The organism is Streptomyces sp. NPDC002104 (genome assembly GCF_053593795.1).
This window is the reverse complement of sequence record NZ_JBSFDF010000018.1, coordinates 78,850-101,634: the sequence shown is the minus strand read 5'-3', so window position 1 is coordinate 101,634 and position 22,785 is coordinate 78,850. Positions and strand designations below refer to the sequence as shown.

At 71.3% G+C, this 22,785-nt stretch carries 22 protein-coding genes and 1 tRNA gene; 19 read left to right on the top strand and 4 right to left on the bottom strand.

Annotated elements, in window-relative coordinates; all coding sequences use genetic code 11:
• Positions 1–33: 33 nt before the first annotated feature.
• A complete protein-coding gene (locus ACWCP2_RS17835; RefSeq protein WP_450909528.1) occupies positions 34–1,218 on the top strand; it encodes a cytochrome P450 family protein in 1,185 nt (394 codons plus the stop codon).
• A 167-nt stretch (positions 1,219–1,385) separates the two neighbouring features.
• Here ACWCP2_RS17835 and ACWCP2_RS17830 read toward each other — a convergent pair whose 3' ends face one another.
• Complete coding sequence (locus tag ACWCP2_RS17830) at positions 1,386–2,390, bottom strand: Gfo/Idh/MocA family protein (RefSeq protein WP_450909527.1); 1,005 nt, start codon at positions 2,388–2,390, stop codon at positions 1,386–1,388.
• A 206-nt stretch (positions 2,391–2,596) separates the two neighbouring features.
• Here ACWCP2_RS17830 and ACWCP2_RS17825 point away from each other — a divergent pair, with 206 nt between their 5' ends.
• The 8 genes from ACWCP2_RS17825 (at position 2,597) to ACWCP2_RS17790 (ending at position 8,912) form a co-directional block, all read left to right on the top strand.
• Positions 2,597–3,616, top strand: coding sequence for a sugar ABC transporter substrate-binding protein (locus ACWCP2_RS17825; protein ID WP_450909526.1), 1,020 nt, complete (start codon positions 2,597–2,599; stop codon positions 3,614–3,616).
• Entirely contained in the window at positions 3,613–4,668 is a 1,056-nt protein-coding gene (locus ACWCP2_RS17820; RefSeq protein WP_450909525.1) for an ABC transporter permease, read from the top strand. Before ACWCP2_RS17825 ends, ACWCP2_RS17820 begins: the two co-directional genes overlap by 4 nt.
• The gene (locus tag ACWCP2_RS17815) at positions 4,668–5,546 is read left to right on the top strand and encodes an ATP-binding cassette domain-containing protein (protein WP_450909524.1); all 879 of its coding nucleotides are present in this window, start codon (positions 4,668–4,670) and stop codon (positions 5,544–5,546) included. Before ACWCP2_RS17820 ends, ACWCP2_RS17815 begins: the two co-directional genes overlap by 1 nt.
• A gap of 16 nt (positions 5,547–5,562) precedes the next feature.
• Positions 5,563–6,726 (top strand): ROK family glucokinase, encoded by a 1,164-nt coding sequence (locus tag ACWCP2_RS17810; protein WP_450909523.1) that lies wholly within the window; start codon positions 5,563–5,565, stop codon positions 6,724–6,726.
• On the top strand, positions 6,723–7,313 hold the full coding sequence (locus ACWCP2_RS17805; protein ID WP_450909522.1) for a hypothetical protein: 591 nt from the start codon (positions 6,723–6,725) through the stop codon (positions 7,311–7,313). The genes ACWCP2_RS17810 and ACWCP2_RS17805 overlap by 4 nt, the downstream gene beginning before the upstream one ends.
• Positions 7,314–7,351: 38 nt before the next feature.
• Positions 7,352–7,426 (top strand) — tRNA-Trp (locus tag ACWCP2_RS17800).
• Positions 7,427–7,469: 43 nt separating this feature from the next.
• Complete coding sequence (locus tag ACWCP2_RS17795; RefSeq protein WP_450909521.1) at positions 7,470–8,102, top strand: MBL fold metallo-hydrolase; 633 nt, start codon at positions 7,470–7,472, stop codon at positions 8,100–8,102.
• A gap of 30 nt (positions 8,103–8,132) precedes the next feature.
• Complete coding sequence (locus tag ACWCP2_RS17790) at positions 8,133–8,912, top strand: exodeoxyribonuclease III (protein ID WP_450909520.1); 780 nt, start codon at positions 8,133–8,135, stop codon at positions 8,910–8,912.
• Here the strand turns inward: ACWCP2_RS17790 and ACWCP2_RS17785 are convergent.
• Entirely contained in the window at positions 8,909–9,781 is an 873-nt protein-coding gene (locus ACWCP2_RS17785) for a DUF3626 domain-containing protein (protein ID WP_450909519.1), read from the bottom strand. The genes ACWCP2_RS17790 and ACWCP2_RS17785 overlap by 4 nt on opposite strands.
• A gap of 164 nt (positions 9,782–9,945) precedes the next feature.
• On the opposite strand from ACWCP2_RS17785, the gene ACWCP2_RS17780 reads away from it, so the two are divergent.
• The 5 genes from ACWCP2_RS17780 (at position 9,946) to ACWCP2_RS17760 (ending at position 13,832) form a co-directional block, all read left to right on the top strand.
• Entirely contained in the window at positions 9,946–10,386 is a 441-nt protein-coding gene (locus ACWCP2_RS17780; RefSeq protein WP_450909518.1) for a DUF6278 family protein, read from the top strand.
• Positions 10,387–10,583: 197 nt separating this feature from the next.
• Positions 10,584–11,327, top strand: coding sequence for an amino acid ABC transporter ATP-binding protein (locus ACWCP2_RS17775; protein ID WP_450909517.1), 744 nt, complete (start codon positions 10,584–10,586; stop codon positions 11,325–11,327).
• Positions 11,328–11,338: 11 nt separating this feature from the next.
• On the top strand, positions 11,339–12,286 hold the full coding sequence (locus ACWCP2_RS17770) for a glutamate ABC transporter substrate-binding protein (RefSeq protein ID WP_450909516.1): 948 nt from the start codon (positions 11,339–11,341) through the stop codon (positions 12,284–12,286).
• A gap of 17 nt (positions 12,287–12,303) precedes the next feature.
• Positions 12,304–12,948 (top strand): amino acid ABC transporter permease, encoded by a 645-nt coding sequence (locus ACWCP2_RS17765; protein ID WP_450909515.1) that lies wholly within the window; start codon positions 12,304–12,306, stop codon positions 12,946–12,948.
• A complete protein-coding gene (locus ACWCP2_RS17760) occupies positions 12,945–13,832 on the top strand; it encodes an amino acid ABC transporter permease (RefSeq protein ID WP_450909514.1) in 888 nt (295 codons plus the stop codon). The genes ACWCP2_RS17765 and ACWCP2_RS17760 overlap by 4 nt, the downstream gene beginning before the upstream one ends.
• Positions 13,833–13,883: 51 nt before the next feature.
• Here ACWCP2_RS17760 and ACWCP2_RS17755 read toward each other — a convergent pair whose 3' ends face one another.
• Positions 13,884–15,482 carry a CocE/NonD family hydrolase gene (locus tag ACWCP2_RS17755; RefSeq protein ID WP_450909513.1) on the bottom strand — a complete coding sequence of 533 codons (1,599 nt, stop codon included), beginning with the start codon at positions 15,480–15,482 and terminating at the stop codon, positions 13,884–13,886.
• A gap of 161 nt (positions 15,483–15,643) precedes the next feature.
• On the bottom strand, positions 15,644–16,858 hold the full coding sequence (locus ACWCP2_RS17750) for an Ig-like domain-containing protein (protein WP_450909512.1): 1,215 nt from the start codon (positions 16,856–16,858) through the stop codon (positions 15,644–15,646).
• Positions 16,859–17,150: 292 nt separating this feature from the next.
• On the opposite strand from ACWCP2_RS17750, the gene ACWCP2_RS17745 reads away from it, so the two are divergent.
• The 5 genes from ACWCP2_RS17745 (at position 17,151) to ACWCP2_RS17725 (ending at position 22,770) form a co-directional block, all read left to right on the top strand.
• A complete protein-coding gene (locus ACWCP2_RS17745) occupies positions 17,151–18,260 on the top strand; it encodes a lipid II:glycine glycyltransferase FemX (RefSeq protein WP_450909554.1) in 1,110 nt (369 codons plus the stop codon).
• On the top strand, positions 18,206–19,993 hold the full coding sequence (gene murJ / locus ACWCP2_RS17740) for a murein biosynthesis integral membrane protein MurJ (RefSeq protein ID WP_450909511.1): 1,788 nt from the start codon (positions 18,206–18,208) through the stop codon (positions 19,991–19,993). The genes ACWCP2_RS17745 and murJ overlap by 55 nt, the downstream gene beginning before the upstream one ends.
• 84 nt (positions 19,994–20,077) lie before the next feature.
• Positions 20,078–20,761, top strand: a complete 684-nt coding sequence (locus ACWCP2_RS17735; protein WP_450909510.1) for a response regulator — start codon at positions 20,078–20,080, stop codon at positions 20,759–20,761.
• A 9-nt stretch (positions 20,762–20,770) separates the two neighbouring features.
• Complete coding sequence (locus ACWCP2_RS17730; RefSeq protein WP_450909509.1) at positions 20,771–22,219, top strand: ATP-binding protein; 1,449 nt, start codon at positions 20,771–20,773, stop codon at positions 22,217–22,219.
• Positions 22,216–22,770, top strand: a complete 555-nt coding sequence (locus tag ACWCP2_RS17725) for a hypothetical protein (protein WP_450909508.1) — start codon at positions 22,216–22,218, stop codon at positions 22,768–22,770. The genes ACWCP2_RS17730 and ACWCP2_RS17725 overlap by 4 nt, the downstream gene beginning before the upstream one ends.
• Positions 22,771–22,785 lie beyond the last annotated feature (15 nt).

The window sequence follows — 22,785 nt, the reverse complement described above, 5'->3', positions numbered from 1 at the left end:
GGGACGGATCAACTCCCGGTCTAGTGTGGCGACATGCCGGTTCTGGACCTCAGTTCGATCGCCGAAGACTTCAACGAGAACCCGTACCCCCACTACGCACGCATGCGTGCCGAAGGGCCCGTCCACCGCGTGAAGGCGGCGGACGGCCAGGAGGTCTGGCTGATCGTCGGTCACCAGGAGGCCCGCCAGGCCCTCACCCACCCCGCGGTGTCCAAGAACTGGCTGGCCTCAGGGCTCTACACCGACCGGGAACGGACCGAGGCCAGCGCCAACATGATGCGCGCGGACCCGCCCGACCACACCCGGCTGCGCCGGCTGGTCTCCCGCTCCTTCGCCCCGGGCCGGATCGAGGGGCTGCGGCCGCGCGTCCAGGAGATCGTCGACGGACTGCTCGACGCGATGGAGGCCCTTCCCGAGCGCCGCGCCGACCTGATCGAGTCCTTCGCGCAGCCGCTCCCCATGACCGTGATCTGCGAACTCCTCGGGGTTCCGGAGGCCGACCGCGGAGCCTTCCACGGCTGGATCACCGAGATGGTCTCGCCCACCGGGGTCGAGTCGGAGAACGCGGCCGTGCGCGCCATGACCGCCTACACCTCCGGGCTCGTCGACGCCAGGATCTCCGAACCGGGGGAGGACCTGCTCAGCGACTGGGTCACCAGCCGGGGGGACGGCGGTGACCGGCTCTCGCGCCGGGAGCTGGTCGCCATGGCCGTCCTGATGATGGTCGGCGGGCACGAGACCACCGTGCACCTGGTCTCCAACGGGATGCGGGCGCTCCTCACCCACCCCGACGAGCTCGCCGCGCTGCGCGCCGACCCCGACGGGCTGATCGACGGGGCCGTCGAGGAGATCCTGCGCTACGACGGCCCGGTCGAGACGGCCACGTTCCGCTTCGCCGGCACCGATCTGGAGATCGGCGGCACCTTCATCGAGGCGGGCAGCGCCATCCTCGTCTCCCTCGCCGGAGCGGACCGGGACCCCGCCCGCTTCGACCGCCCCGACACCTTCGACATCCGCCGCCCCGGCCGCGGCGGGCACATCGCCTTCGGCCACGGCATCCACCACTGCGTCGCCGCCCCGCTCGGCCGGCTGGAGGGCCGGATCGCGATCCGGTCCCTGGTGGAGCGCTTCCCCGGCCTCCGGGAGGAGCCGGCCGTCCTGGAATGGGCGCCCGGGACCCTGGTCCGCGGGACGACCCGCCACCCGGTGCGCTGGTAGCCGCCGTGCCCGACGGCTCACGCACCCCGGGCATCCGGGCGCGCTCCCCGCAGATCCGGGCCCCGAGGATCCGCGCCTCGGAGCTCCGGGCCCCGGGACTGCGGGCCCCGGAACTCCGGGCCCCGAGGATCGGCGCCCCGGAACTCCGGGCCCCGGAACCCCGCGTCTCAGAGATCCGGGAGTTCTTCCAGGGCCACCCGGCGCCGCTCCCGCCGCGAGAGCTCGCAGGCCTCCGCCACCCGGAACGCGGCGAGCGCCTCGGGTCCGTCGCACGGATTGGGCCCCTCGCCCCGCACCAGCCGGACGAAGGCCGCCAGCTCGGCCTCGTAGGCGGGCGCGAAGCGTTCCAGGAACCCGGTCCACGGCTTGGTGGCCGGGGGCGGGCCCTGCGGTTCGGCCGAGGCGATCGGCGTACGGTCGTCCAGCCCCGTGGAGACCTGGTCCAGCTCCCCTGCCAGCTCCATCCGCACGTCGTACCCGGCGCCATTGCAGCGCGTACCGGTACTGGAGACCAGCGTCCCGTCGTCCAGCGTGAGGACGGCGGCCGCGGTGTCGATGTCGCCGGCCTCCCGGAAGCGGTCCGGTCCCGCGTCCGACCCGGTCGCGTACACCTCGCGGACCTCGCGCCCGGTCACCCAGCGGACCATGTCGAAATCGTGCACCAGGCAGTCCCGGAACAGCCCGCCCGAGCTCCGCAGGTACTCGGGGCCCGGCGGCGAGGGGTCCGCGGTCATGGTCCGTACGGTGTGCAGCCGGCCCAGGGCCCCGGAGCGGACCAGCTCGCGCGCCGTCGTGCAGCCCGCGTCGAAGCGGCGCATGAACCCGATCTGGAGCGTTCCGCCGGCCGCCGCCACCTCGCGGAGCACCGCCAGAGTGCGGGCCAGGTCCGGGGCGACCGGCTTCTCGCAGAACACCGGCAGCCCGCCGCGGACGGCCCGTACGACGAGGTCGGCGTGCCCCTCGGTGGCGCAGGTGACCACCAGCGCGTCCACGCCCCAGGTGAAGATCTGCTCGACGGTGGGCGCGGCGGTGGCCCCGAGCCGGTCGGCGAGGCGCACCGCCCGCGCGGGGTCGGCGTCGGCGAGCAGGAGCGAGCCCGCGTCCGCCTGCCGGGCCAGTGCCGACGCGTGGAAGGAACCGATCCGGCCCGTCCCGATGAGCCCGATGCGCATGCACTCAACGTGGCCCCGTCCGGGGGAGCTGTCAATCTGTCCCGCTGTGTCCGGCACGGTCCGCAATGGCCCCGATGACCTTGCATGGTGCACTGTGACGGATACTGGGCGGCTGCGGCTGGAAACATACGACCGTTTTGACGACCGGGTACCGCGGCGGGACAGCGCGCGCGGAGCGGCCCGACAAGCGAAAGGCACGGGCAGACGTGGCCAGGAATCGGACAGGGGTACGCCTCGTGGGCGCGGTGCTCGCGGCGGTACTGGGTGCCTCCCTCGCGGGCTGCAGCAGTACGGGCGGCAAGCGCGCCGAGGACCGCGCGAAGGCCGAGGCGGCGGGCCGGCCCGCCGTTTCCACCCCGCGCTGGACCTTCGCGATGGTCACCCACGCGGGCGACGGCGACACCTTCTGGGACATCGTGCAGAAGGGGGCCAAGGAGGCCGCGGCGAAGGACAACATCAACTTCGTCTACGCCCACGACGACCAGGCGCAGCAGCAGGCCCAGTTCGTCCAGAACGCCATCGACCAGAAGGTCGACGGGCTGATCGTCTCCCTCGCCAAGCCCGAGGCCCTCAAGGACGTCCTCGCCAAGGCCGTCAAGGCCGGCATCCCGGTGATCACGGTCAACTCCGGATCCGAGCAGTCCGCCGCGTACGGGGCGCTCACCCACATCGGCCAGGACGAGGCGATCGCCGGCGAGGCGGTCGGCACCGAGCTGGGCAAGCGCGGCCGCAAGAAGGCCGTCTGCGTCCTGCACGAGCAGGGCAACGTCGGCCACGAGCAGCGCTGCGCCGGGGCGAAGAAGACCTTCGCCGAGTCCGGCGGCACCATGGAGAACCTGTACGTGGAGGGCACCAACATGCCGTCCGTCCAGGCGGCCCTGCAGGCCAAGCTCCAGGCCGACCCCTCCGTCGACGCGATCGTCACCCTCGGCGCCCCCTTCGCCCCCACGGCCGTCAAGGCCAAGGAGGCGGCGGGCAGCAAGGCCGAGGTGGACACCTTCGACCTGAACGCCTCCGTGGCCCGCGACCTGAAGTCCGGCACCCTCGGATTCGCCGTCGACCAGCAGCCCTACCTCCAGGGCTACGAGGCCGTCGACCTGCTCTGGCTCTACCGCTACAACGCCGACGTGCTCGGCGGCGGCCGTCCGGTGCTCACCGGACCGCAGATCGTGACCGGGGCCGAGGCGGCCACCCTGGAGAAGTTCATCAACCGGGGCAGCCGATGAGCACCACCACCAAGGCCCCCGCCCCGGCCCCGGCCCCCCGCGACGAACGGCTCGCGCCCACCTCGCTGCTGCGCCGCCTGCTCGGCCGGCCCGAGCTCGGCGCGGTGGTCGGCGCGCTCGCCGTGTTCGTGTTCTTCTCCTTCGCCGCGGACAGCTTCCTGCGGGCCTCCAGCCTGAGCACGATCCTGTACTCGGCCTCCACCATCGGCATCATGGCCGTCCCGGTGGCCCTGCTCATGATCGGCGGCGAGTTCGACCTGTCCGCCGGGGTCATGGTCACCTCGTCGGCGCTGCTCAGCTCGATGTTCAGCTACCAGATGACCGCCAACGTCTGGGTGGGCGTCCTGGTGTCGCTGCTGGTCACCCTGGGGATCGGGTTCTTCAACGGGTTCATGCTGACCCGCACGAATCTGCCCAGCTTCATCATCACGCTCGGCACCTTCCTGATGCTGACCGGCCTGAACCTCGGCTTCACCAAGCTGATCAGCGGCTCGGTCTCCACCAAGACCATCGCCGACATGGAGGGCTTCTCCTCCGCCCGCGCGCTCTTCGCCTCGCAGTGGACCTTCGGCTCGGTCACCCTCAAGGTCACCATCCTGTGGTGGCTGGTCCTGGTCGCCGTGGCCACCTGGATCCTGCTGCGCACCCGGGCCGGGAACTGGATCTTCGCCGTCGGAGGCGGCGCGGACGCGGCCCGCGCGACCGGTGTCCCGGTCGTGAAGACCCGTATCGGCCTGTACATGGGCGTCGCGCTGTGCGCCTGGATCTCCGGGCAGCACATCCTCTTCTCGTTCGACGTGGTCCAGTCGGGCGAGGGCGTCGGCAACGAGTTCCTCTACATCATCGCGGCCGTCATCGGCGGCTGTCTGATGACCGGCGGCTACGGCTCGGCCATCGGCTCCGCCGTGGGCGCCTTCATCTTCGGCATGACCAGCAACGGCATCGTGTACGCCCAGTGGAACCCGGACTGGTTCAAGTTCTTCCTCGGCGCGATGCTGCTGCTGGCCACGCTGCTCAACGCATGGGTCCGCAAGCGGGCGGAGGCGAAGTGATGACGACCGATCCCGGAACCGCGGCGGTGTCCCCGGACCTGCCCGACCCCGCACCCGCCCTGGTGAAGCTGACCGACGTCAGCAAGTACTACGGCAACATCCGCGCCCTCCAGGGCGTCTCCCTGGAGGTCTCCGCCGGCGAGATCACCTGCGTCCTCGGCGACAACGGCGCCGGCAAGTCCACCCTCATCAAGATCATCGCGGGGCTGCACCGGCACGACGCCGGCACCTTCGAGATCGAGGGCGTGGAGACGGTGCTCGCCAACCCGCGCGCCGCCCTCGACCACGGCATCGCCACCGTCTACCAGGACCTCGCCGTGGTCCCGCTCATGCCCGTCTGGCGCAACTTCTTCCTCGGCTCCGAGCCCACCAAGGGCCGAGGCCCCTTCCGCCGGCTCGACGTGGAGCTCATGCGCGCGACCACCCGCGCCGAGCTGCTGCGCATGGGCATCGACCTGCGGGACGTGGACCAGCCCATCGGCACCCTGTCCGGCGGCGAGCGGCAGTGCGTGGCCATCGCCCGGGCCGTCCACTTCGGCGCGAAGGTCCTCGTACTCGACGAGCCCACCGCGGCCCTCGGCGTCAAGCAGTCCGGGGTGGTCCTGAAGTACGTGGCCGCGGCCCGTGACGCGGGTCTCGGCGTGGTCCTGATCACGCACAATCCGCACCACGCCCACCTGGTCGGGAACCGCTTCGTGCTGCTCAAGCGCGGCACCATGGCGGGCAGCCACACCCGCGAGTCGATCACCCTGGACGAGCTCACCCGGCAGATGGCGGGCGGCTCCGAGCTCGACGAACTGAGCCACGAACTGGAGCGGGTGGCAGAATCAGGACCCGACAGCACTTCCGGCCCCGCCACGGGCACCACCGCACCCTGAGGGACGACACGACTCGATGAGCACGTACCGGGACTTCACGCTCGCCCACCGGGGGGCGGCGCGGGGCACCGTCCTGCGGACCATCGGGACCCGTGAGCGCAGGTCGCACCTGACCGCACCGCGCGTTCCGACCGTCGGCATCGACATCGGCGGCACCAAGGTGATGGCCGGGGTCGTCGACGCCGACGGGGTCATCCTGGAGAAGATCCGGACCGAGACCCCGGACAAGTCCAAGAGCCCCAAGGTGGTCGAGGACACCATCGTCGAACTGGTCCTCGACCTCTCCGACCGGCACGACGTGCACGCGGTCGGCATCGGCGCCGCCGGCTGGGTCGACGCCGACCGCTCCCGCGTCCTGTTCGCCCCGCACCTGGCCTGGCGCGACGAGCCGCTGCGCGACGCCCTCCAGTCCCGGCTCGCGGTCCCGGTCATGGTGGACAACGATGCCAACACCGCCGCCTGGGCCGAATGGCGCTTCGGCGCCGGCCGGGGCGAGGACCACCTGGTCATGATCACTCTGGGCACCGGGATCGGCGGGGCCATCCTCGAAGGCGGCCAGGTCAAGCGCGGCCGCTACGGGGTCGCCGGCGAGTTCGGCCACATGCAGGTGGTCCCCGGGGGCCACCGGTGCCCCTGCGGCAACCGCGGCTGCTGGGAGCAGTACAGCTCCGGCAACGCCCTGGTCCGCGAGGCCCGCGAGCTGGCCGCCGCCGACTCCCCGGTCGCCCACAACCTCATCGCCCGGGTCGGCGGCAACGTCCAGGAGATCACCGGGCCGCTCATCACCGAGCTGGCCCGCGAGGGCGACGCCATGTGCGTCGAGCTCCTCCAGGACATCGGCCAGTGGCTCGGCGTCGGCATCGCCAACCTCGCGGCCGCCCTCGACCCCTCCTGCTTCGTCATCGGCGGCGGCGTCAGCGCCGCCGACGACCTGCTGATCGGCCCCGCCCGCGACGCCTTCCGCCGCCACCTCACCGGCCGCGGCTACCGCCCCGAGGCCCGCATCGCCAAGGCCCAGCTCGGCCCCGAGGCCGGCATGGTCGGCGCCGCCGACCTCTCCCGGCTCGTCGCCCGCCGCTTCCGCCGTGCCACGCGCCGGCGCGTGGAGCGGTACGAGCGCTACGCGCAGTTCGGCCGGCGCGACACCACCACCGGCCCCGAGGACCAGGAACAGCAGTGACACCGCCCTCCCTGCCCCGCCAGGCCCCGTCCCCCGACGAGCGGTCCGGCGGGCCGATCCCCGCCGAGGACCGCAGGCACGTGGTGCGGCGGCGCTGGATCACGGCGATCATCATCCTGCTGCTGGTCGGCGTCCCGGCGGGCTACCTCGCCGTCTCCGCCCAGCAGAGCCGCCAGAGCGGCCGCGACAAGGCCTCCAAGGTCGGCGCGGCCAAGGTCCGCACCGGCTGGCCCTCCAAGGTCCAGCGCAGCATCTACGAGGTCCCGATCCCGGCGACGGCCTCACGGGTCGGCTACCTGGAGACCAACAACTGGCACACGAGCCGGCTGTACGTGCAGTTCGGGCTGACCCCGGAGGAGCTCGACACCTTCCTGGCCGACGTCGGCACCAGCCGGGAGGCCCTGACCAGCGGGGTGTCCATCTCCTCGAGCGACACCAGGATCGCCGGCTGGAACTGGGGGCCGGAGGGCGACTGGCACGGGATCACCCTCGACGCCCCGGCCCGCCGGCCCACCCGTGACATCACCGTCGACCTCAGCCACCCCGGGTACCCCAAGGTCTACGTGGTCTCCACGACCGTGCCGTAGGCGCGGGCGCCCCCGCGGGTAGAGTGCGCCCCGGGGGCGGAGCCGTAGCGCAGAGGTCGTCGCGCGCGGTCTCCAAAACTGCGAGGACGCCGGTTCGAATCCGGTCGGCTCCGCCTTCCCGCAGTGCACCGGTGCCCGCGGCGCTAGCCTTGGATCATGAAGCTCACCAAGCGGCTGCACTCCTGCGTCCAGCTGGAGAAGGACGGGCGCGTGCTCGTCATCGACCCCGGCGCCTTCAGCGAACCGGACGCCGGCCTCGGCGCCGACGCCCTGCTCGTCACCCACGAACACCCCGACCACTTCGACGAGGGCCGGCTGCGCGCCGCCCTCGACGCGAACCCGGCGGCGGGGCTGTGGACCCTGCGCAGCGTCGCGGAGAAGCTCGCCCCCGCCTATCCGGGCCGCGTCCACACCGTGGGCCACGGGGACGCCTTCACCGCGGCCGGGTTCGAGGTCCAGGTGCACGGCGAACTGCACGCCGTGATCCACCCGGACATCCCGCGGATCACCAATGTCGGCTACCTGGTGGACGCTTCCGTCTTCCATCCGGGGGACGCGCTGACCGTGCCCGCGACCCCCGTCGAGACCCTCATGATCCCGGTGCACGCGCCCTGGAACAAGATCGCCGAAGTGATCGACTACGTCCGCGAGGTCAAGCCGCGCCAGACCCTCGCCATCCACGACGCCGGTCTGACCGACCTCGTGCTGCCGATCTACGCGAACCAGATCGGCAACCTCGGCGGGGCCGAGTACGGCCGGCTCACCCCGGGACACGCGGCCGAACTGTGACTGTCGGTGCCGGGCGGTAGGTTGGACGGCATGCGTATCGCCACGTTCAACGTCAACTCGATCACCGCCCGGCTGCCGCGCCTGCTGGCCTGGCTGGAGAGCTCCGCCGCCGATGTCGTGTGCATCCAGGAGACCAAGTGCTCCGCGGAGCAGTTCCCGTACGAGGAGCTCCGCGCCCTGGGCTACGAGTCGGCCGTCAACGCCACCGGCCGGTGGAACGGCGTGGCCCTGCTCTCCAAGGTCGGCCTGGAGGACGTGGTCGTGGGGCTGCCCGACGGGCCCGACTACGAGGGCGTCCAGGAGCCCCGCGCCATCTCCGCGACCTGCGGCGGCGTACGCGTCTGGTCGGTGTACGTGCCCAACGGCCGCGAGGTCGAGCACGACCACTACGGCTACAAGCTGGAATGGTTCCGGGCCCTGTCCGCCGCCATCGCCGAGGACGCGGCGGGGGAGCGCCCCTTCGCGGTGCTCGGCGACTTCAACGTGGCCCCGACCGACGAGGACGTCTACGACCCGGCGGTCTTCGCGGGTCTGACCCACGTCACCCCCGCCGAGCGGGCCGCCCTGGAGCAGCTGCGGGCGGCCGGGCTCTCCGACGTCTTCCCGCGCGCGCTCAAGTACGACCGGCCGTACACCTTCTGGGACTACCGGATGCTGGCCTTCCCGAAGAACCGCGGCATGCGCATCGACCTGGTCTACGGCAACCCGGCCTTCACCAAGGCCGTCACCGACTCCTACGTGGACCGCGAGGAGCGCAAGGGCAAGGGTGCCTCCGACCACGCACCGGTCGTCGTCGACCTGGAGCTCTAGACCGGCGGCCGGCTCCCGGCCCGACCCCGCCCGGCGGGAGCCCCGAAGCGTGCGAGGCAGCGCCGCACCCTCTTGAGGGCCTGCTCGTCGTGGCGGCCGGCGCGCACGGCCTCCCCGATGCACCGGGGATCGAGCCGCCCGCCGTCCGCGACGGCCGCGCCCAGCTCCACGTACTCCTGTCCGCGGTACCCGGGGTGCACCCGCAGCTCCCCGACGGAGAGTTCGAACCCGCCGTGCCACTCCAGCGGGCAGGGCAGGCGCAGGGCCGCGGCCTCCACCTCCGTGCCGCGGTAGCACGGGTCCAGGACCAGCGCCTCCACGTCACGGTCCAGCTCGACCGGTCCGTGCACCTGCGCCTCGACGTAGTCGTCCAGGTCGTCCTGGTCGTCGGCCTCGGCCAGGGCGATCAGCGCCATGCGGGACGCGACACCGAAGTCCGAGGGTTCGAGGAAGCTGTCGGGGTAGCAGAAGGTGGTCCGTGCCAGGGAGCCGGCGGTCAGCCGGAAGTGGGCGGACCCGAAGCGCGGTGCGCCGCCGGCCTGCTTGCGGCGGAAGTTCAGGGCCCCGTAGACGGGCCGCTCGTGCGCGGGCGCTTCGTCGTAGGCCTCGGCGAAGATCCTGCTCTCCCAGCGCCACCGGTCCCCGCCGGGGTGGGCGGTCAGACCGCCGTTGCTCACACCCGTGACGAACTGTGAGCGGTAGGTTCCCTCCCGTGCGAGGGCGTCGAGGATCGGCCTGCCCCGCACCTGCCGGTCCGGGTGGAAGTTGACGGTCACGCGCAGGGCCGGATCCACGGGATCGCCGGACGACAGCCCGGTGACGTGGAGAAGGGCCCGTTCCTGCGGGGTGGCCGGGGCCGTGGAGTTCATCGCGCCAGTCTCTCCGAAGGTGATCGTCCGGTGCGCGCGGATTGTGCACGCGGATGGTGCGCGCGGACGGTGCCCGCGGTCCGCCCCGCGGATTGTGCCCGGGGCCCCGTGATCCTCAGGCGCGCCCTATGGCCCGTCGTGGATCCTGGTGTCAGGCTGGCCCCATGAACATCCCTTTTCTGGCCAACTGGATCAACCGACATGAAACGGACCGGGGCGCGGGACTCGCCGCGGCCCTCGCGGACGATCCCGAGGGGATCAACGAGCTGTTCGCGGAATGCGAGATGCTGCGTGCCCACGCACGCTCCGCCGGGCTCGAACTCGACGAGAGCCCGGGGTCGTTGGAGGGGATCGACCAGCTGATGCCGCGCTGGCGCCGGGATCCGGAGGTCACCCCGTGGCTCGGCAACGACGCGGGCTTTTACCTCGGGACCGTGATCGTCCGCTCCGTCCCGGGAGCCGCCTGGCAGGTGTGGCCCAACGGGCAGCCGATGATCCGGCTGGCCTCGGGCCGCGAGCTGAACGTGGTCGAGTCGGGGGTGTCCTGGGCGATGACGGGCTCCCCCGAGCTCAGCCAGGCGTACGCCGAGGCCTCGGAGGGCTGAGCGGCCCGCGGAGGGCTGAGCCGCCCGCGGAGGGTGAGCGCCTTTGGCCGTACGTCGTCTCCGGAAGCACGATCTCCACGTAAGGCTGACCTCGCGGGCCTTTATGCGGCTTTTAGGCGTGTCGCGGTGAAGTGCCCTTCCGCGGCTGGATAGTTTGCGCTGACCTCGACACACCGACCAAGTGGGCAGGGCAGCGTATGGCCGTCGATCCGTTGATCGAGCTGCGGGACGTCAACAAGCACTTCGGACAACTGCACGTCCTCCAGGACATCAACCTCGTCGTCGGCCGCGGGGAGGTGGTGGTGGTCATCGGCCCCTCCGGCTCCGGGAAATCGACCCTGTGCCGGGCGATCAACCGGCTGGAGACCATCGAGTCGGGCACGATCACGCTCGACGGGAAGCCGCTGCCGGCCGAGGGCAAGGAGCTCGCCGCGCTCCGCGCGGACGTGGGGATGGTCTTCCAGTCCTTCAACCTCTTCGCGCACAAGACGGTCCTCGCCAACGTCTCCCTCGCCCAGATCAAGGTCAGGAAGCGCAAGAAGGACGAGGCGGACAAGCGCTCCCGCGAGCTGCTGGAGCGGGTCGGGCTCGCGAACCAGGCCGAGAAGTTCCCGGCCCAGCTCTCCGGTGGCCAGCAGCAGCGCGTGGCCATCGCCCGCGCGCTCGCCATGAACCCCAAGGCCCTCCTCTTCGACGAGCCCACCTCGGCGCTCGACCCGGAGATGATCAACGAGGTGCTGGAGGTCATGCAGCAGCTCGCCGCGGAGGGCATGACCATGGTCGTGGTCACCCACGAGATGGGCTTCGCCCGCTCCGCCGCCAACCGCGTCGTGTTCATGGCCGACGGAAAGATCGTCGAGGACCGCACCCCGGAGGCCTTCTTCACCGCCCCCGAGAGCGAGCGGGCCAAGGACTTCCTCTCCAAGATCCTCAAGCACTGAGGGGCGGCCCGATGACACACCCGACGCAACACGCTCGTACCCGCATCCGCTCCCGCGCCGCCGCCTTCGCCCTGGCCCTCGCCCTCGTCCTCGTGGGCGCCCTCGCAGGCTGCGGCAAGTCCGGCAGCCCGCCGGTCAAGGGCCCGCAGCCCGAGGACCTGCCCGTCTACCAGGTGGCGGCCGGCTTCCAGTTGCCGCAGTCCCCGACCTGGACGAAGGCCAAGAAGCGCGGCCACCTCGTGGTCGGCGTCAAGGAGGACCAGCCGTACATGGGGGAGAAGGACCCCGCGAGCGGCGGCTACTCCGGCTTCGACATCGAGATCGCCAAGATGATGTCCGCCTCGCTCGGCTTCGACCCCAAGACGATCGAGTTCAAGACCATCGCCTCCGCCAACCGCGAGACCGCCCTGCAGAACGGCCAGATCGACTACTACGTGGGCACCTACACGATCAACGACAACCGCAAGAAGCAGGTCGGCTTCGCCGGCCCCTACTTCATGGCCGGCCAGTCCCTGCTGGTGCGCAAGGGGGAGACGGACATCAAGGGCCCCGAGGACCTCGCCGGCAAGAAGGTCTGCTCGGCCGCCGGCTCCACCCCCTACCAGCGGCTCCAGAAGGAGTTCCCGCGCGCCGTCCTCGTCGCCTACGACACCTACTCGGTCTGCGTGGACAACCTGCTGACCTACCAGGTCGACGCCGTCTCCACCGACGACTCCATCCTCCTCGGCTACGCCGCCAAGGTCCCCGAGGAGCTCAAGGTGGTCGGCAAGCCCTTCTCCGAGGAGCCCTACGGCATCGGCGTCCCGCGCTCCGACAGCGCGCTGCGCTTCGCCCTCGACGACGCCCTCGCCGCGAACGAGAAGAACGGCAACTGGAAGAAGGCCTACGAGGCCACGCTCGGCCTCTCCGGAGAGCCCGCGCCCTCGCCGCCCGCCATCGACCGCTACCCGGCGAGCTGAGGGGAGAGCGCACCGCCATGGACGTACTCACGGAGAACTTCTCGCTCTACGGGAAGGGATTCCTCGGCACCGTGGAACTCACGTTCTACGCCTCCCTCCTGGCCCTGGTCCTCGGATTCCTGATGGCCTCCTTCCGCGTCGCCCCCGTCGGCTCCTTCCGGGTCTTCGGCACCGTCTGGGTGACCATCCTGCGCAACACCCCGCTCACCCTGCTCTTCTTCGCGGTCCTGCTCGGCCTGCCCCGCTTCGGCCTGGTCCTGCCCTTCCAGCTCTTCGCGGTGCTGGCCCTGGGCTGCTACACCTCGGCCTTCATCTGCGAGGTCCTGCGCTCCGGCATCAACACCGTGCCCAAGGGCCAGGGCGAGGCGGCCCGCAGCCTCGGCATGTCCTTCGGCCAGACCCTGGGCACCGTCGTCCTGCCCCAGGCCTTCCGCTCCGTCATCCCGCCCATCGGCTCCACGCTGATCGCGCTCGCCAAGAACTCCGCGATCGCCGGGGCCTTCAGCGTCACCGAGCTGCTGGGCACGTACAAGACCCTCAACGAGCTGGGCTACAGCATCATCTGGACCTTCGTCTGGATCGCGGTGGGCTACCTGATCATCACCCTGTCCATCAGCGCGCTGTTCAACGTGCTAGAAAAGCGCTACGGAGTCGCCCGATGACCGCGCACGCGCTCCGCGGTGACCTGGAGTCCACCGCCCTCTACGACCTGCCGGGCCCGCGCGCCCAGCGCCGCCACTTCTTCTACGGGATCGCCTCGACGGCCGTCATCCTCGCTCTCATCGGCTGGCTGCTCTACCTGCTCTTCGACACGAACCAGTTCACTGCGGCCAAGTGGACCCCCTTCGCGTACAAGGGCATCCAGGAGCTGCTGCTCAAGGGGCTCTGGAACACCCTCAAGGCCTTCGCCTACGCCTCGGTGCTCTCGCTCCTGCTCGGCGCGGTGCTCGCGACCGGCCGGCTCTCGGTCCACCGGCCCGTGCGCTGGCTGTCCACGCTGTGCGTGGAGTTCTTCCGGGCCATGCCGGTGCTGGTGATGATCTTCTTCATCTTCGTCGCGCTCAAGGTCCAGCCGCTGCCCGCGCTGGTCGCCGGACTGACCCTGTACAACGGCTCGGTGCTGGCCGAGGTCTTCCGGACGGGCATCAACTCCGTCGAGAAGGGCCAGCGCGAGGCCGCGTACGCCCTGGGCATGCGCAAGACCCAGGTGATGACCCACGTCCTGGCCCCGCAGGCGGTCCGGGCGATGCTGCCCACGATCATCAGCCAGCTCGTGGTCGCCCTGAAGGACACCTCGCTCGGCTACCTGATCACCTACGAGGAGTTCCTGCACGCGGGCAAACTGATCGCCTCCAACCTCGACTACGACCTGCCCTTCATCCCCGTCGTGATGATCATCTCGCCGATCTACATCGGGATGTGCATGCTCCTGTCCTGGTTCGCCACCTGGGTGGCCCGGCGCGAGCGGGGCAACCCCAAGACGAAGGCGGTCGGCATCGACATCGACACGGCCGACCCCTCGGCGGCGCTGCCGGGCCGGATCTGACCCGGAGGGCGCACCCCCCAGAGCCACACCCGGCCCGGCTGCAGCCGTGGATCACTGCTCGCGCAGCGGCACCGAGACGTACGAGGGATCGGTGCGCGGCGAGGAGAAGGTCAGTTGCGCGCCGGTCGGGTTGTGCTCGATGTACAGCGGGTCGACGGAGTCGACGACCACCGCCAGGCGGTGCCCGGCCGGGACGTCGTAGGCCGTGGAGAAGAGCTCCAGGTCCACGCCGAAGGGCCGGCCGGCCGGCCGGTCGTGGAAGGTGTACGGGGCGTTGCTGATCAGCTTCCCGATGCCGAGCGGGCCCACGTCGTAGAGGTACGCGACGAAGGTGCCGTCGGACTTCGACGGGGTGACGGTGGTGTGCACCCTCACCGTGCCCCGGACCCGGCGCTCCTCCTCGTGGCGCGGGGACTGCCAGACGGCGGCGAAGGCGCGGGGGAGCAGCGGGACGGAGGCGGCGGGGGGCGCCTGGGCGATCTGGTCGAACAGGCTGGAGAGCAGGACGATCCCGCCGTTGGCGCCGGAGTCGATGCCGGTGAACAGGTGCTCGCTGTCGGAGAGCATCAGCTTCTCGGTGCCGCCCGCGCCGACCGACTTCCAGTCGGCGTAGCCCTCGTACCCGCCGTCGCTGCGGGGCTTGATCTGCACCGGGGCCTCGGTGTCGACGCCGTTGGCCGCACCCTTGAGGTAGCGGTCGAACCAGCGGTGGGCGTTGGTCCAGGTGTCGTTGGGCAGGCCGAGGAGCCCGGTCGCCTCGGCGGTGGCGTGGTCGCCGGGGCGCAGCTCCAGGCGCTTGGGGCCGGTCAGCTTCTCGAAGAACTTGGCGTACTGGTTGGGCGGGAAGATGGTGTCGCCCCAGGCGTTGCCGAGCATGATGGCGGCGCCGTTGGCGTTGATCGCGTCCACCTTCTCGGCGGCGGAGCGCTTCTTGCCCCATTCGATCATCTGCGGTTCCCGGTCCAGCTTCGAGCCGAGGAAGTCGCCGAGGATCTGCTGGAGTTCGGGGCCGGGGCGCCCGGTGAGGAAGCCGGCGCCGCCGAGCAGGGCGGCGGCCTGGAGGTGCTGGGTGCGGCCGGAGTAGATGGACTCGATGAGATCGGCCCAGCCGCTGAGCGCGACCACGGCCTTGATGCGCGGATCGCTCGCCGAGGCCAGCAGGCTGATGCCGGCGCCGTACGAGACCCCGCCCATGCCGATGTGCGCGGCGTCGGCCGGGGTGTTCGCGAGCGCCCAGTCGATGACGGCCGAGACGTCGGCGATGTCTTTCGGGCCGGCGGTCTCGATCTCGCCGCCGGAGAGCCAGAAGCCGCGGGAGGTGTAACTGACCACCACGTAGCCGGAGTCGGCGAGCTGTTTGGCCTGGGCGATGTATTCGATCTGCGGCATGCCCCAGCTGGTCGGCAGCACGATCAGCGGATACGCCGTGCCGGCTGCGGCGCCCGCCGGGGTGAAGACGTTGCCCTTGAGGGTGATGCCGCCGGAGCCGGGGATGTCGTGGAAGCCGACCGCCGAAGAGGCTGCCGAGAGGGCGGCGGCCGGGGTGGCGGGGGCCGCCTGGGCCTGATGGGGGGCCAGGCCCAGGGCGGCTGCCGCGAGTACGGCTGCCATGGCGGCCGCGGTGCTGGTGGTGCGGACCGTGCGGACCATCGATCGCTCCTCGCGTGTGCCGGGTGTCAAAGTGACCCGACGGTAACGGGAGGGGATTACCGCTAGTAACCCGTGGGTAAGTTACGTGCCGGTAACGATTGAATGATGGTCAACTTCACGGAAGGGGGGGCGGTGTCGCCCCGCCGCCGCGGCGCACCGCCTCAGCCGACCTGCGGGGTCCCGGCGAGGGCGCTCCTGCTCTGCCACTGCTCCCAGCTCATGTTCCACTCGCCGTAGCCGTTGCCCGGGTCCGGGTTGCCCTTGGATCCCTGGCCCACGACCTCGAAGGGGTCACCGACCTGCGCCGCCGCGAAGAAGGCCTTGGCGTTGGCGTCGCTCATCCCCACGCAGCCGGAACTGGTGTTGGCGCGGCCGAAGTTGGCGGTGTTCCACGGCGCGGCGTGCACGTACATGCCCGACCAGGTCAGCCGGATCGAGTAGTCGACGTCCTTGTCGTAGGCGTCGCCCAGGCCCACGGTCTCGGAGTTCATCCGGATCGTGCCCTCCTTCGCCATCAGCACCATCTTCCCGTCCCAGGAGGCCTTCTTGCCGCCCGGAGTGCCGGCCGAGACCGGGATGGTGTCGACCGTCCGGCCGTCCTCGGTGACCGACATCTGCTTGGAGCTGAGGTCCACCTTGATCCGGCGGTCCTTGCCGATCTTGAACTCGGTGCTGTAGTCCTTCACGAACATCCCGCCGCCCGGGCCGGAGTCCACACCGTTCAGGTTCATCTGGACCTTCACGTCGGTGCCGGACTTCCAGTACTCCTTGGGGCGCCAGTCCACCCGGTCCCGGCCCGAGTAGTCCTTGATCCAGCCCCAGGAACCCACCGTGTTGTCCGTGGTGGTGACCTTGAGCCGCTTCTCCACCTCGGCCTTGTTCTTCACCGGGTTGTCGAAGACGATCGAGACCGGCATGGCCACACCCACGGTGCTGCCCTTGGAGACGTTGATCGAGACCTTGTTCACCTTGTCGGGAGCCGAGGTCTTGAACGCGGTGGTCGCGCTCTGGCTGTCGGTGTTCTGGGCCTCGACCTTGTACTCCGCCGAGGGCAGGGCATTGCCCTGCGAGGTCCAGGTCTTGCCGTCGGCGGATATCTGCCCGGGCAGCTCGCCGCCCTTGGCGTCCGTCACCTTCACCGAGGCGAGCTTCCCCTCCGCGATGGTCACGGTCACCGGCGCCCCCGCCTTGACCTGGTCGCCGGTGAGGTTCACCGAGACCGCCATGGCCGGCTTCTCCTTCATCTCCGCCTTGCCCCCGCCGCCCGCGGCGGCGCCACCGCCACCGCAGGCCGCCAGCGAGGCGGCCAGCAGAGCGGTACCGGCCACCAGTGCGGTGCGGCTGCGTACAGAGAAGACCCGGCGTGTGCGGCTCAACGAAAACCCCTCCGAAGTAATGATCGTCCGCAAAAGGAGATGCGAACGGGACAACTCTAGGTTGCGGGAGATCAGGAAAACTTCAGGATTTCCCATGTGACATGGACCGCAGCGATACGGTCATCGTCCGGTCACAATCGCCGAACACCGCGGTCACGGGCGCCTGTGAGAGTCCTGTGCAGCCACCGAATGGAGTGGACAGGACGTACAGGAAGGCCGGTCAGCCGTGTGTGCACTGCTCGTGACCCCCACCCAGCAGCACCAGACCCGAAGCCGGGACGGGGAGCTCACCGTGCGCTCCCTGTCCGTCCCGGAATATCAGGGATTCCTTTCCCGGGACGGCCGGGCCAGTTTTCTGCAGTACCCGTCCTGGGCCGGAGTAAAGGACCTTTGGCGGTCGGAAAGGGTCGGATGGCACTACCCCGGCGGTGAAATCCAAGGGGCCGGGCTCGTGCTCTTCCGCCAATTCCCCGGCACCCGCAAATACTTCGCCTATCTCCCCGAAGGACCCGTCGCCGACTGGGCCGACCCCGACATCGACCGCTGGCTGACCCCCCTCAAGAACCACCTCAAGGCCTCCGGCGCCTTCGCCGTCCGCATCGGCCCCACTCCCGCCTACCGCCGCTGGGACGCGGCCGCCGCCAAGGCGGGCACCGGCCCGGGCCGGCAGATCTCCGACGTGCTCGCCACCGAGGTCGACCCGGTCGGCGCCGCGCTCGCCGACCGGCTGCGCACCCGCGGCTGGAAGCGCTGCGGGGGCGAGGACGACGGCGACGCCCAGCCCCGCCACGTCTTCCGCGTCCCGCTCGCCGGACGCACCCTCGACGACCTGTGGTCGGGCCTGAACCAGGAGTGGCGGCGCAATGTGCGCAAGGCCACGAAGGCGGGGGTCGAGACGGTCGTCGGCGGCGCCGCCGAGCTGCCCGAGTTCTACCGGCTGCTGCGCATCACCGAGGAACGCGATGGCTTCCGCCTCGGCCGCTCCCTCGCGTACTACCAGCAGCAGTACGAGGTCCTCAACGCCGAGGAACCCGGCCGCATGCGCCTCTACCTGGGCGTTCACCAGGGCGAGATCCTCGCCGCGCACACCATGGTCGTGGCCGGCCGCCGGGTCTGGTACCAGACCGGAGCCTCCGCGGACCACCGCCGCGAGGTCCGCCCCAGCAACGCCCTGCAGTGGCGCATGATGTGCGACGCACATGCCCTCGGAGCGGACGAATACGACATGCGCGGGGTACCCTCCACCCTCGACCCCGACGAACGTTCCTTCGGGCTGCTGCGCTGGAAGCTCGGCACCGGCGGGCAGGTCGTCGAAACCCTCGGCGAGTGGGAGACCTCCATGGACGGATGCGCCAACACGGCCCTCTACAAGGCGTTCCAGGCGTACATGGCCCGCCGGTGACCCTCGCAGACCCCAGAGCGGCCGGCGCCCCGGCCGCGGCGGACACCCCCGACCCGGCAGGAACCGGCACCGGCACCCGCACCGACAGCGCGGCACCGAGGAAGACCTCGGTGCTGCGCAGCGGCGCGCTCATGGCCGCCGGCTCGATCGTCTCGCGCGCCACCGGCTTCGTCCGCTCCGCCGTGATCGGCGCCGCCCTCGGCACCGCCCTGCTCGGCGACGGCTACGCGGTCGCCAACACCGTCCCGAACATCCTGTACATCCTGCTCATCGGCGGCGCCCTCAACGCCGTCTTCGTGCCCGAGCTGGTCCGCGCCGCCAAGGAGCACGCCGACGGCGGCGCCGCCTACACCGACCGGCTGCTCACCGCCTGCACGGCCGCGCTGGTGGTCCTCACCGCCGCCGCCGTCGTGGCCGCCCCGCTGATCGTCTCGGCGTACACCGGCTACAGCGGCGGCCAGGAGTCCACCACCGTGGCCCTGGCCCGGTACTGCCTCCCGCAGATCCTGTTCTACGGGCTGTTCACGCTGCTGGGACAGGTGCTCAACGCCCGCGGCCGGTTCGGCGCCATGATGTGGACCCCGGTCCTCAACAACCTGGTCGTCATCGCCGTCTTCGCGCTCTACCTCGCCGTCTCGCACGGTTCCGCCGGGACGCTGAGCGCCTCCGACACCCGGCTGCTGGGCATCGGCACCACCGCCGGCATCGTCGTGCAGGCCCTCGGCCTGATCCCCTCGCTGCGCTCCGCCCGCTTCCGCTGGCGCCCCCGCTTCGACTGGCGCGGCAGCGGACTGGCCCGCCCGCTGCGCAACGCGGGCTGGCTCGTCATGCTCGTCCTGACCAACCAGATCGCGTACTGGGTCGTGACCCGGCTCTCCACCGCCACCGGCCGGCACGCCGTCGACCAGGGCGTCGCGGGCGGCGCCGGCTACCTCGCCTACAGCAACGCCTACCTGCTGTGGATGGTCCCGCAAGGCATCGTCACCGTCTCCCTCGTCACCGCCCTCATGCCCCGGATGAGCGGCGCCGCCACCGACGGCGACCTCGCGGCCGTGCGCAAGGACGTCTCCTACGCGCTGCGCTCCAGCGCGGCCCTGGTCGTCCCCGCCGCCGCGCTCTACGCCGCCCTCGCCCCCTGGGTGATGGGCGCCGTCTTCGAGCACGGCCGCACCGGCCCCGCCGACGTGGCCGTCATGGCCGGCATGCTCGCCGCCTTCGCACCGGGCCTCATCGCCTACTCCGCGCAGTACGTGCTCTCCCGCGGCTTCTACGCCCTCTCCGACACCCGGACCCCCTTCTTCCTCAACCTCACCATCGCCGCCCTCAACGCCGGGCTCTCGGCCACCGCGTACCTCCTGCTGCCGCCGCGCTGGGCGGTCACCGGCATGGCCGCGGCCTGCTCGGTCGCCTACATGGCGGGCGCGGCCGTCACCGCGTACGTCCTCGCCCGGCGGCTCGGCCCGCGCGCGGGGACCCGTACGGAACGCCGGAGCACCGCACTGCGGACCCACCTGCGGCTCCTCGCCGCCTGCGCCCCGGCGGCCGTCGCCGGGTACGCCGCCGCGCGGGCCGCCGAGCGGTTCGCGGACCTTCCCGGGATGCTCGGGAACATCACCGGGGCCCTGCTGGGAACCGTGGTGATCGCCGTCGTCGTCGTACTCCTCGCCCGCCCCCTGCGGATCGCGGAGATCACCGACCTGCTGGCCTCCGCACGGCGCAGAACCGGTCGCTAGACCGCCTGCGCCGTCCCGCTTCCGGCCGCCCATATCGGCCGAAAGCGGGAGGGGACCGATCGACGACCCTGGAATACTGACCCGATGCCACGCGTACTGCTGATCGAGGACGACCCTTCCATCCGGGAGGGCGTGGGCCTCGGCCTGCGCCGCAGAGGCCACGACGTGAGCGCCGCGGAGACCGGCGAGGCCGGACTCGACCTCATGGCGAGCTTCCATCCCGAGCTCGTCCTGCTCGACCTCATGCTGCCCGGCATCAACGGCGTCCAGGTCTGCCGCCGGATCCGCGAGACCAGCCAGGTCCCGATCATCATGCTCACCGCACGCGGGGACGACTTCGACATAGTCGTCGGCCTGGAGGCCGGAGCCGACGACTACATCGTCAAACCCGCCCGCACCGAGGTCATCGAAGCCCGCATCAAGGCGGTGCTGCGCCGCCTCACCGAACCCGCGGGCGGCCGCCCCGACGTGGAGTTCCACGGAGAGCTGGCCATCGACCGCGCCGGGCTCACCGTCGCCAGGAACGGCGAGCGCCTCCCCCTGGCCCCCAGCGAGATCAAGCTCCTGCTGCACCTGTCGGCCTCGCCCGAGCAGGTCTTCTCCCGCCAGCAGCTCCTCGAATACGTGTGGGAGCACAGCTACCACGCCGACGCCCGGCTGGTGGACGCCTGCGTACGCCGCCTGCGCCACAAGATCGAGGACCCCGAGGGCGCCCCCCGCTACATCCAGACCGTGCGCGGCTTCGGCTACCGCTTCGGCCCGCTGTAAGCGCCGCGCATGAGACGTTTCGCACCGCTGGGGCTGCGCACCCGGCTGATCGCCGCCTTCCTGCTGGTCGCCGCCATCTGCGCGGTGAGCACGGCCGCCCTCACCTACCAGCAGGCCCGCAACGCGATCCTCAAGCAGAGCCAGGACACCGCCGTCAGCACCCTGCGCGACCTGGTGGACTCCCAGTACACCCAACTGCCCATGGGACAGGCGGAACTCCAGCGGCTCGTCGGGGAACTGGGCAAACGCGGCCAGCCGCACCCCTGGATCGTCTACGGGGAGTACGGAAAGCTCCGCGCCACCTCCAACCAGGGCGGCCCGGCCACCTCTTCCTCCCTCACCGACCAGCTCCGCGGCCAGGTGGCCTCCCATCCCCACGGGGCCTTCCAGCGCGTCCGGGACCGGGCCGGCAACCTCTCCCTCGTCGTCGGCATGCCCGCCGTCTTCAAGTACGGCGAGGCCTACGAGACCACCGGGGCCGTCTTCTACGCGGTCGTGCCCCTGGACAGCGAACAGACCACCGTCGAGGCCCTGGTCGCCGCCGCCCGCACGGGCGCGGTACCGGGCCTGGCCATCGCCCTGATTCCCGCCCTGCTCGCGGCGCGCAGCGTCCTGAGACCCGTACGCGACATGCGCAAGGCCGCGCAGCGGCTGGGACGCGGCCGGCTCGACACCCGGATCGAGGTGCGCGGCGCCGACGAACTCGCCGGACTCGCCCGCACCTTCAACGAGACCGCCCGCGCACTCGAACAGTCGGTCAGCGAACTCCGGGAGGCCGAGGCCCGCGCCCGCCGCTTCGCCGCCGACGTCTCCCACGAACTGCGCACCCCGCTCGCCGGGATGCTCGCGGTCACCGAGGTGCTCGACGAGGGCGCCGAGGAACTCGACGCCGACACCGCCAAGGCACTGCGGCTGATCAGCGCCGAGACCGGGAAACTGGCCGTGCTCGTCGAGGACCTCATGGAGATCTCCCGCTTCGACGCCCGCGCCGCCGAGCTCAACCTCGACGAGGTCGACGTCGCCGAGGCCGTCACCAAGACCCTGGAACGCCGGCACTGGACCGACGGGCGGGTCACCACCGACCTGCCCCCGGACATCCGCGCCCGGCTCGACCCGCGCCGCTTCGACGTGGTCCTCGCCAACCTCGTGGGCAACGCCCTCAAACACGGCGGGACCCCGGTCCGCGTCGCCGTCCGCACCGCGACCGGGCCCGAGGGCGAGCGGCTGATCGTCGAGGTCGCCGACAGCGGGCCCGGCATCGCCCCCGAGGTGCTGCCGCACATCTTCGACCGCTTCTTCAAGGCCGACGCCGCCCGCACCCGCTCCACGGGCAGCGGCCTGGGCCTGGCCATCACCCTGGAGAACGTCCGCCTGCACGGCGGCACCCTGCGCGCGGCCAACGGCCCCGGCGGCGGCGCGCTCTTCACCCTCGACATGCCGCTGGAGGCCCGCGTATGACCCGGGTGCGCAGGGCCGCCGCCGCGGCCGCGCTGACCGTCCCGCTGCTGCTCGCCACCGGCTGCGGCATCGCCACCACCGGGGTCGTCGAGAGCGGCCGCGCCGGGACCGTGAAACTGGCCACCGCGCCGGACCCGGGCCTGCTGTACTTCATCGCGCCCGGCGGCGCGCTCGTCCCCGTCCCGGTCTCCGACCGGATGCAGCGGCCCGACATCGGCTTCACGATCCAGGTCCTGCTGGAGGGCCCGGGCGAGGCCGCGCGGGAAGCCGGTCTGACCACCGAGATCCCGGCGCCGGACAGGACCGCGGACGGCACGGACCGCGCCCGGGCGGCCGTCACGTCCGACGGCGACGGGAAGACCCTGCGCGTCGCCCTGCCCCTCCCGGTCGAGCCGCTGTCCGGAGCCGCCCTGCGCCAGCTGGCGTGCACGGCCCTCGCGGCGGCGCACACCAGCCCGGCCCCCGAGGTCCTCCTCACCGGCACCGACTCCAGGGAACGGCGCGCCGAGTGCGTCACCCTGCCGGGGACGGGCCAGGGCCGGGAGGGCTGACCTCCGGCGAGGTCC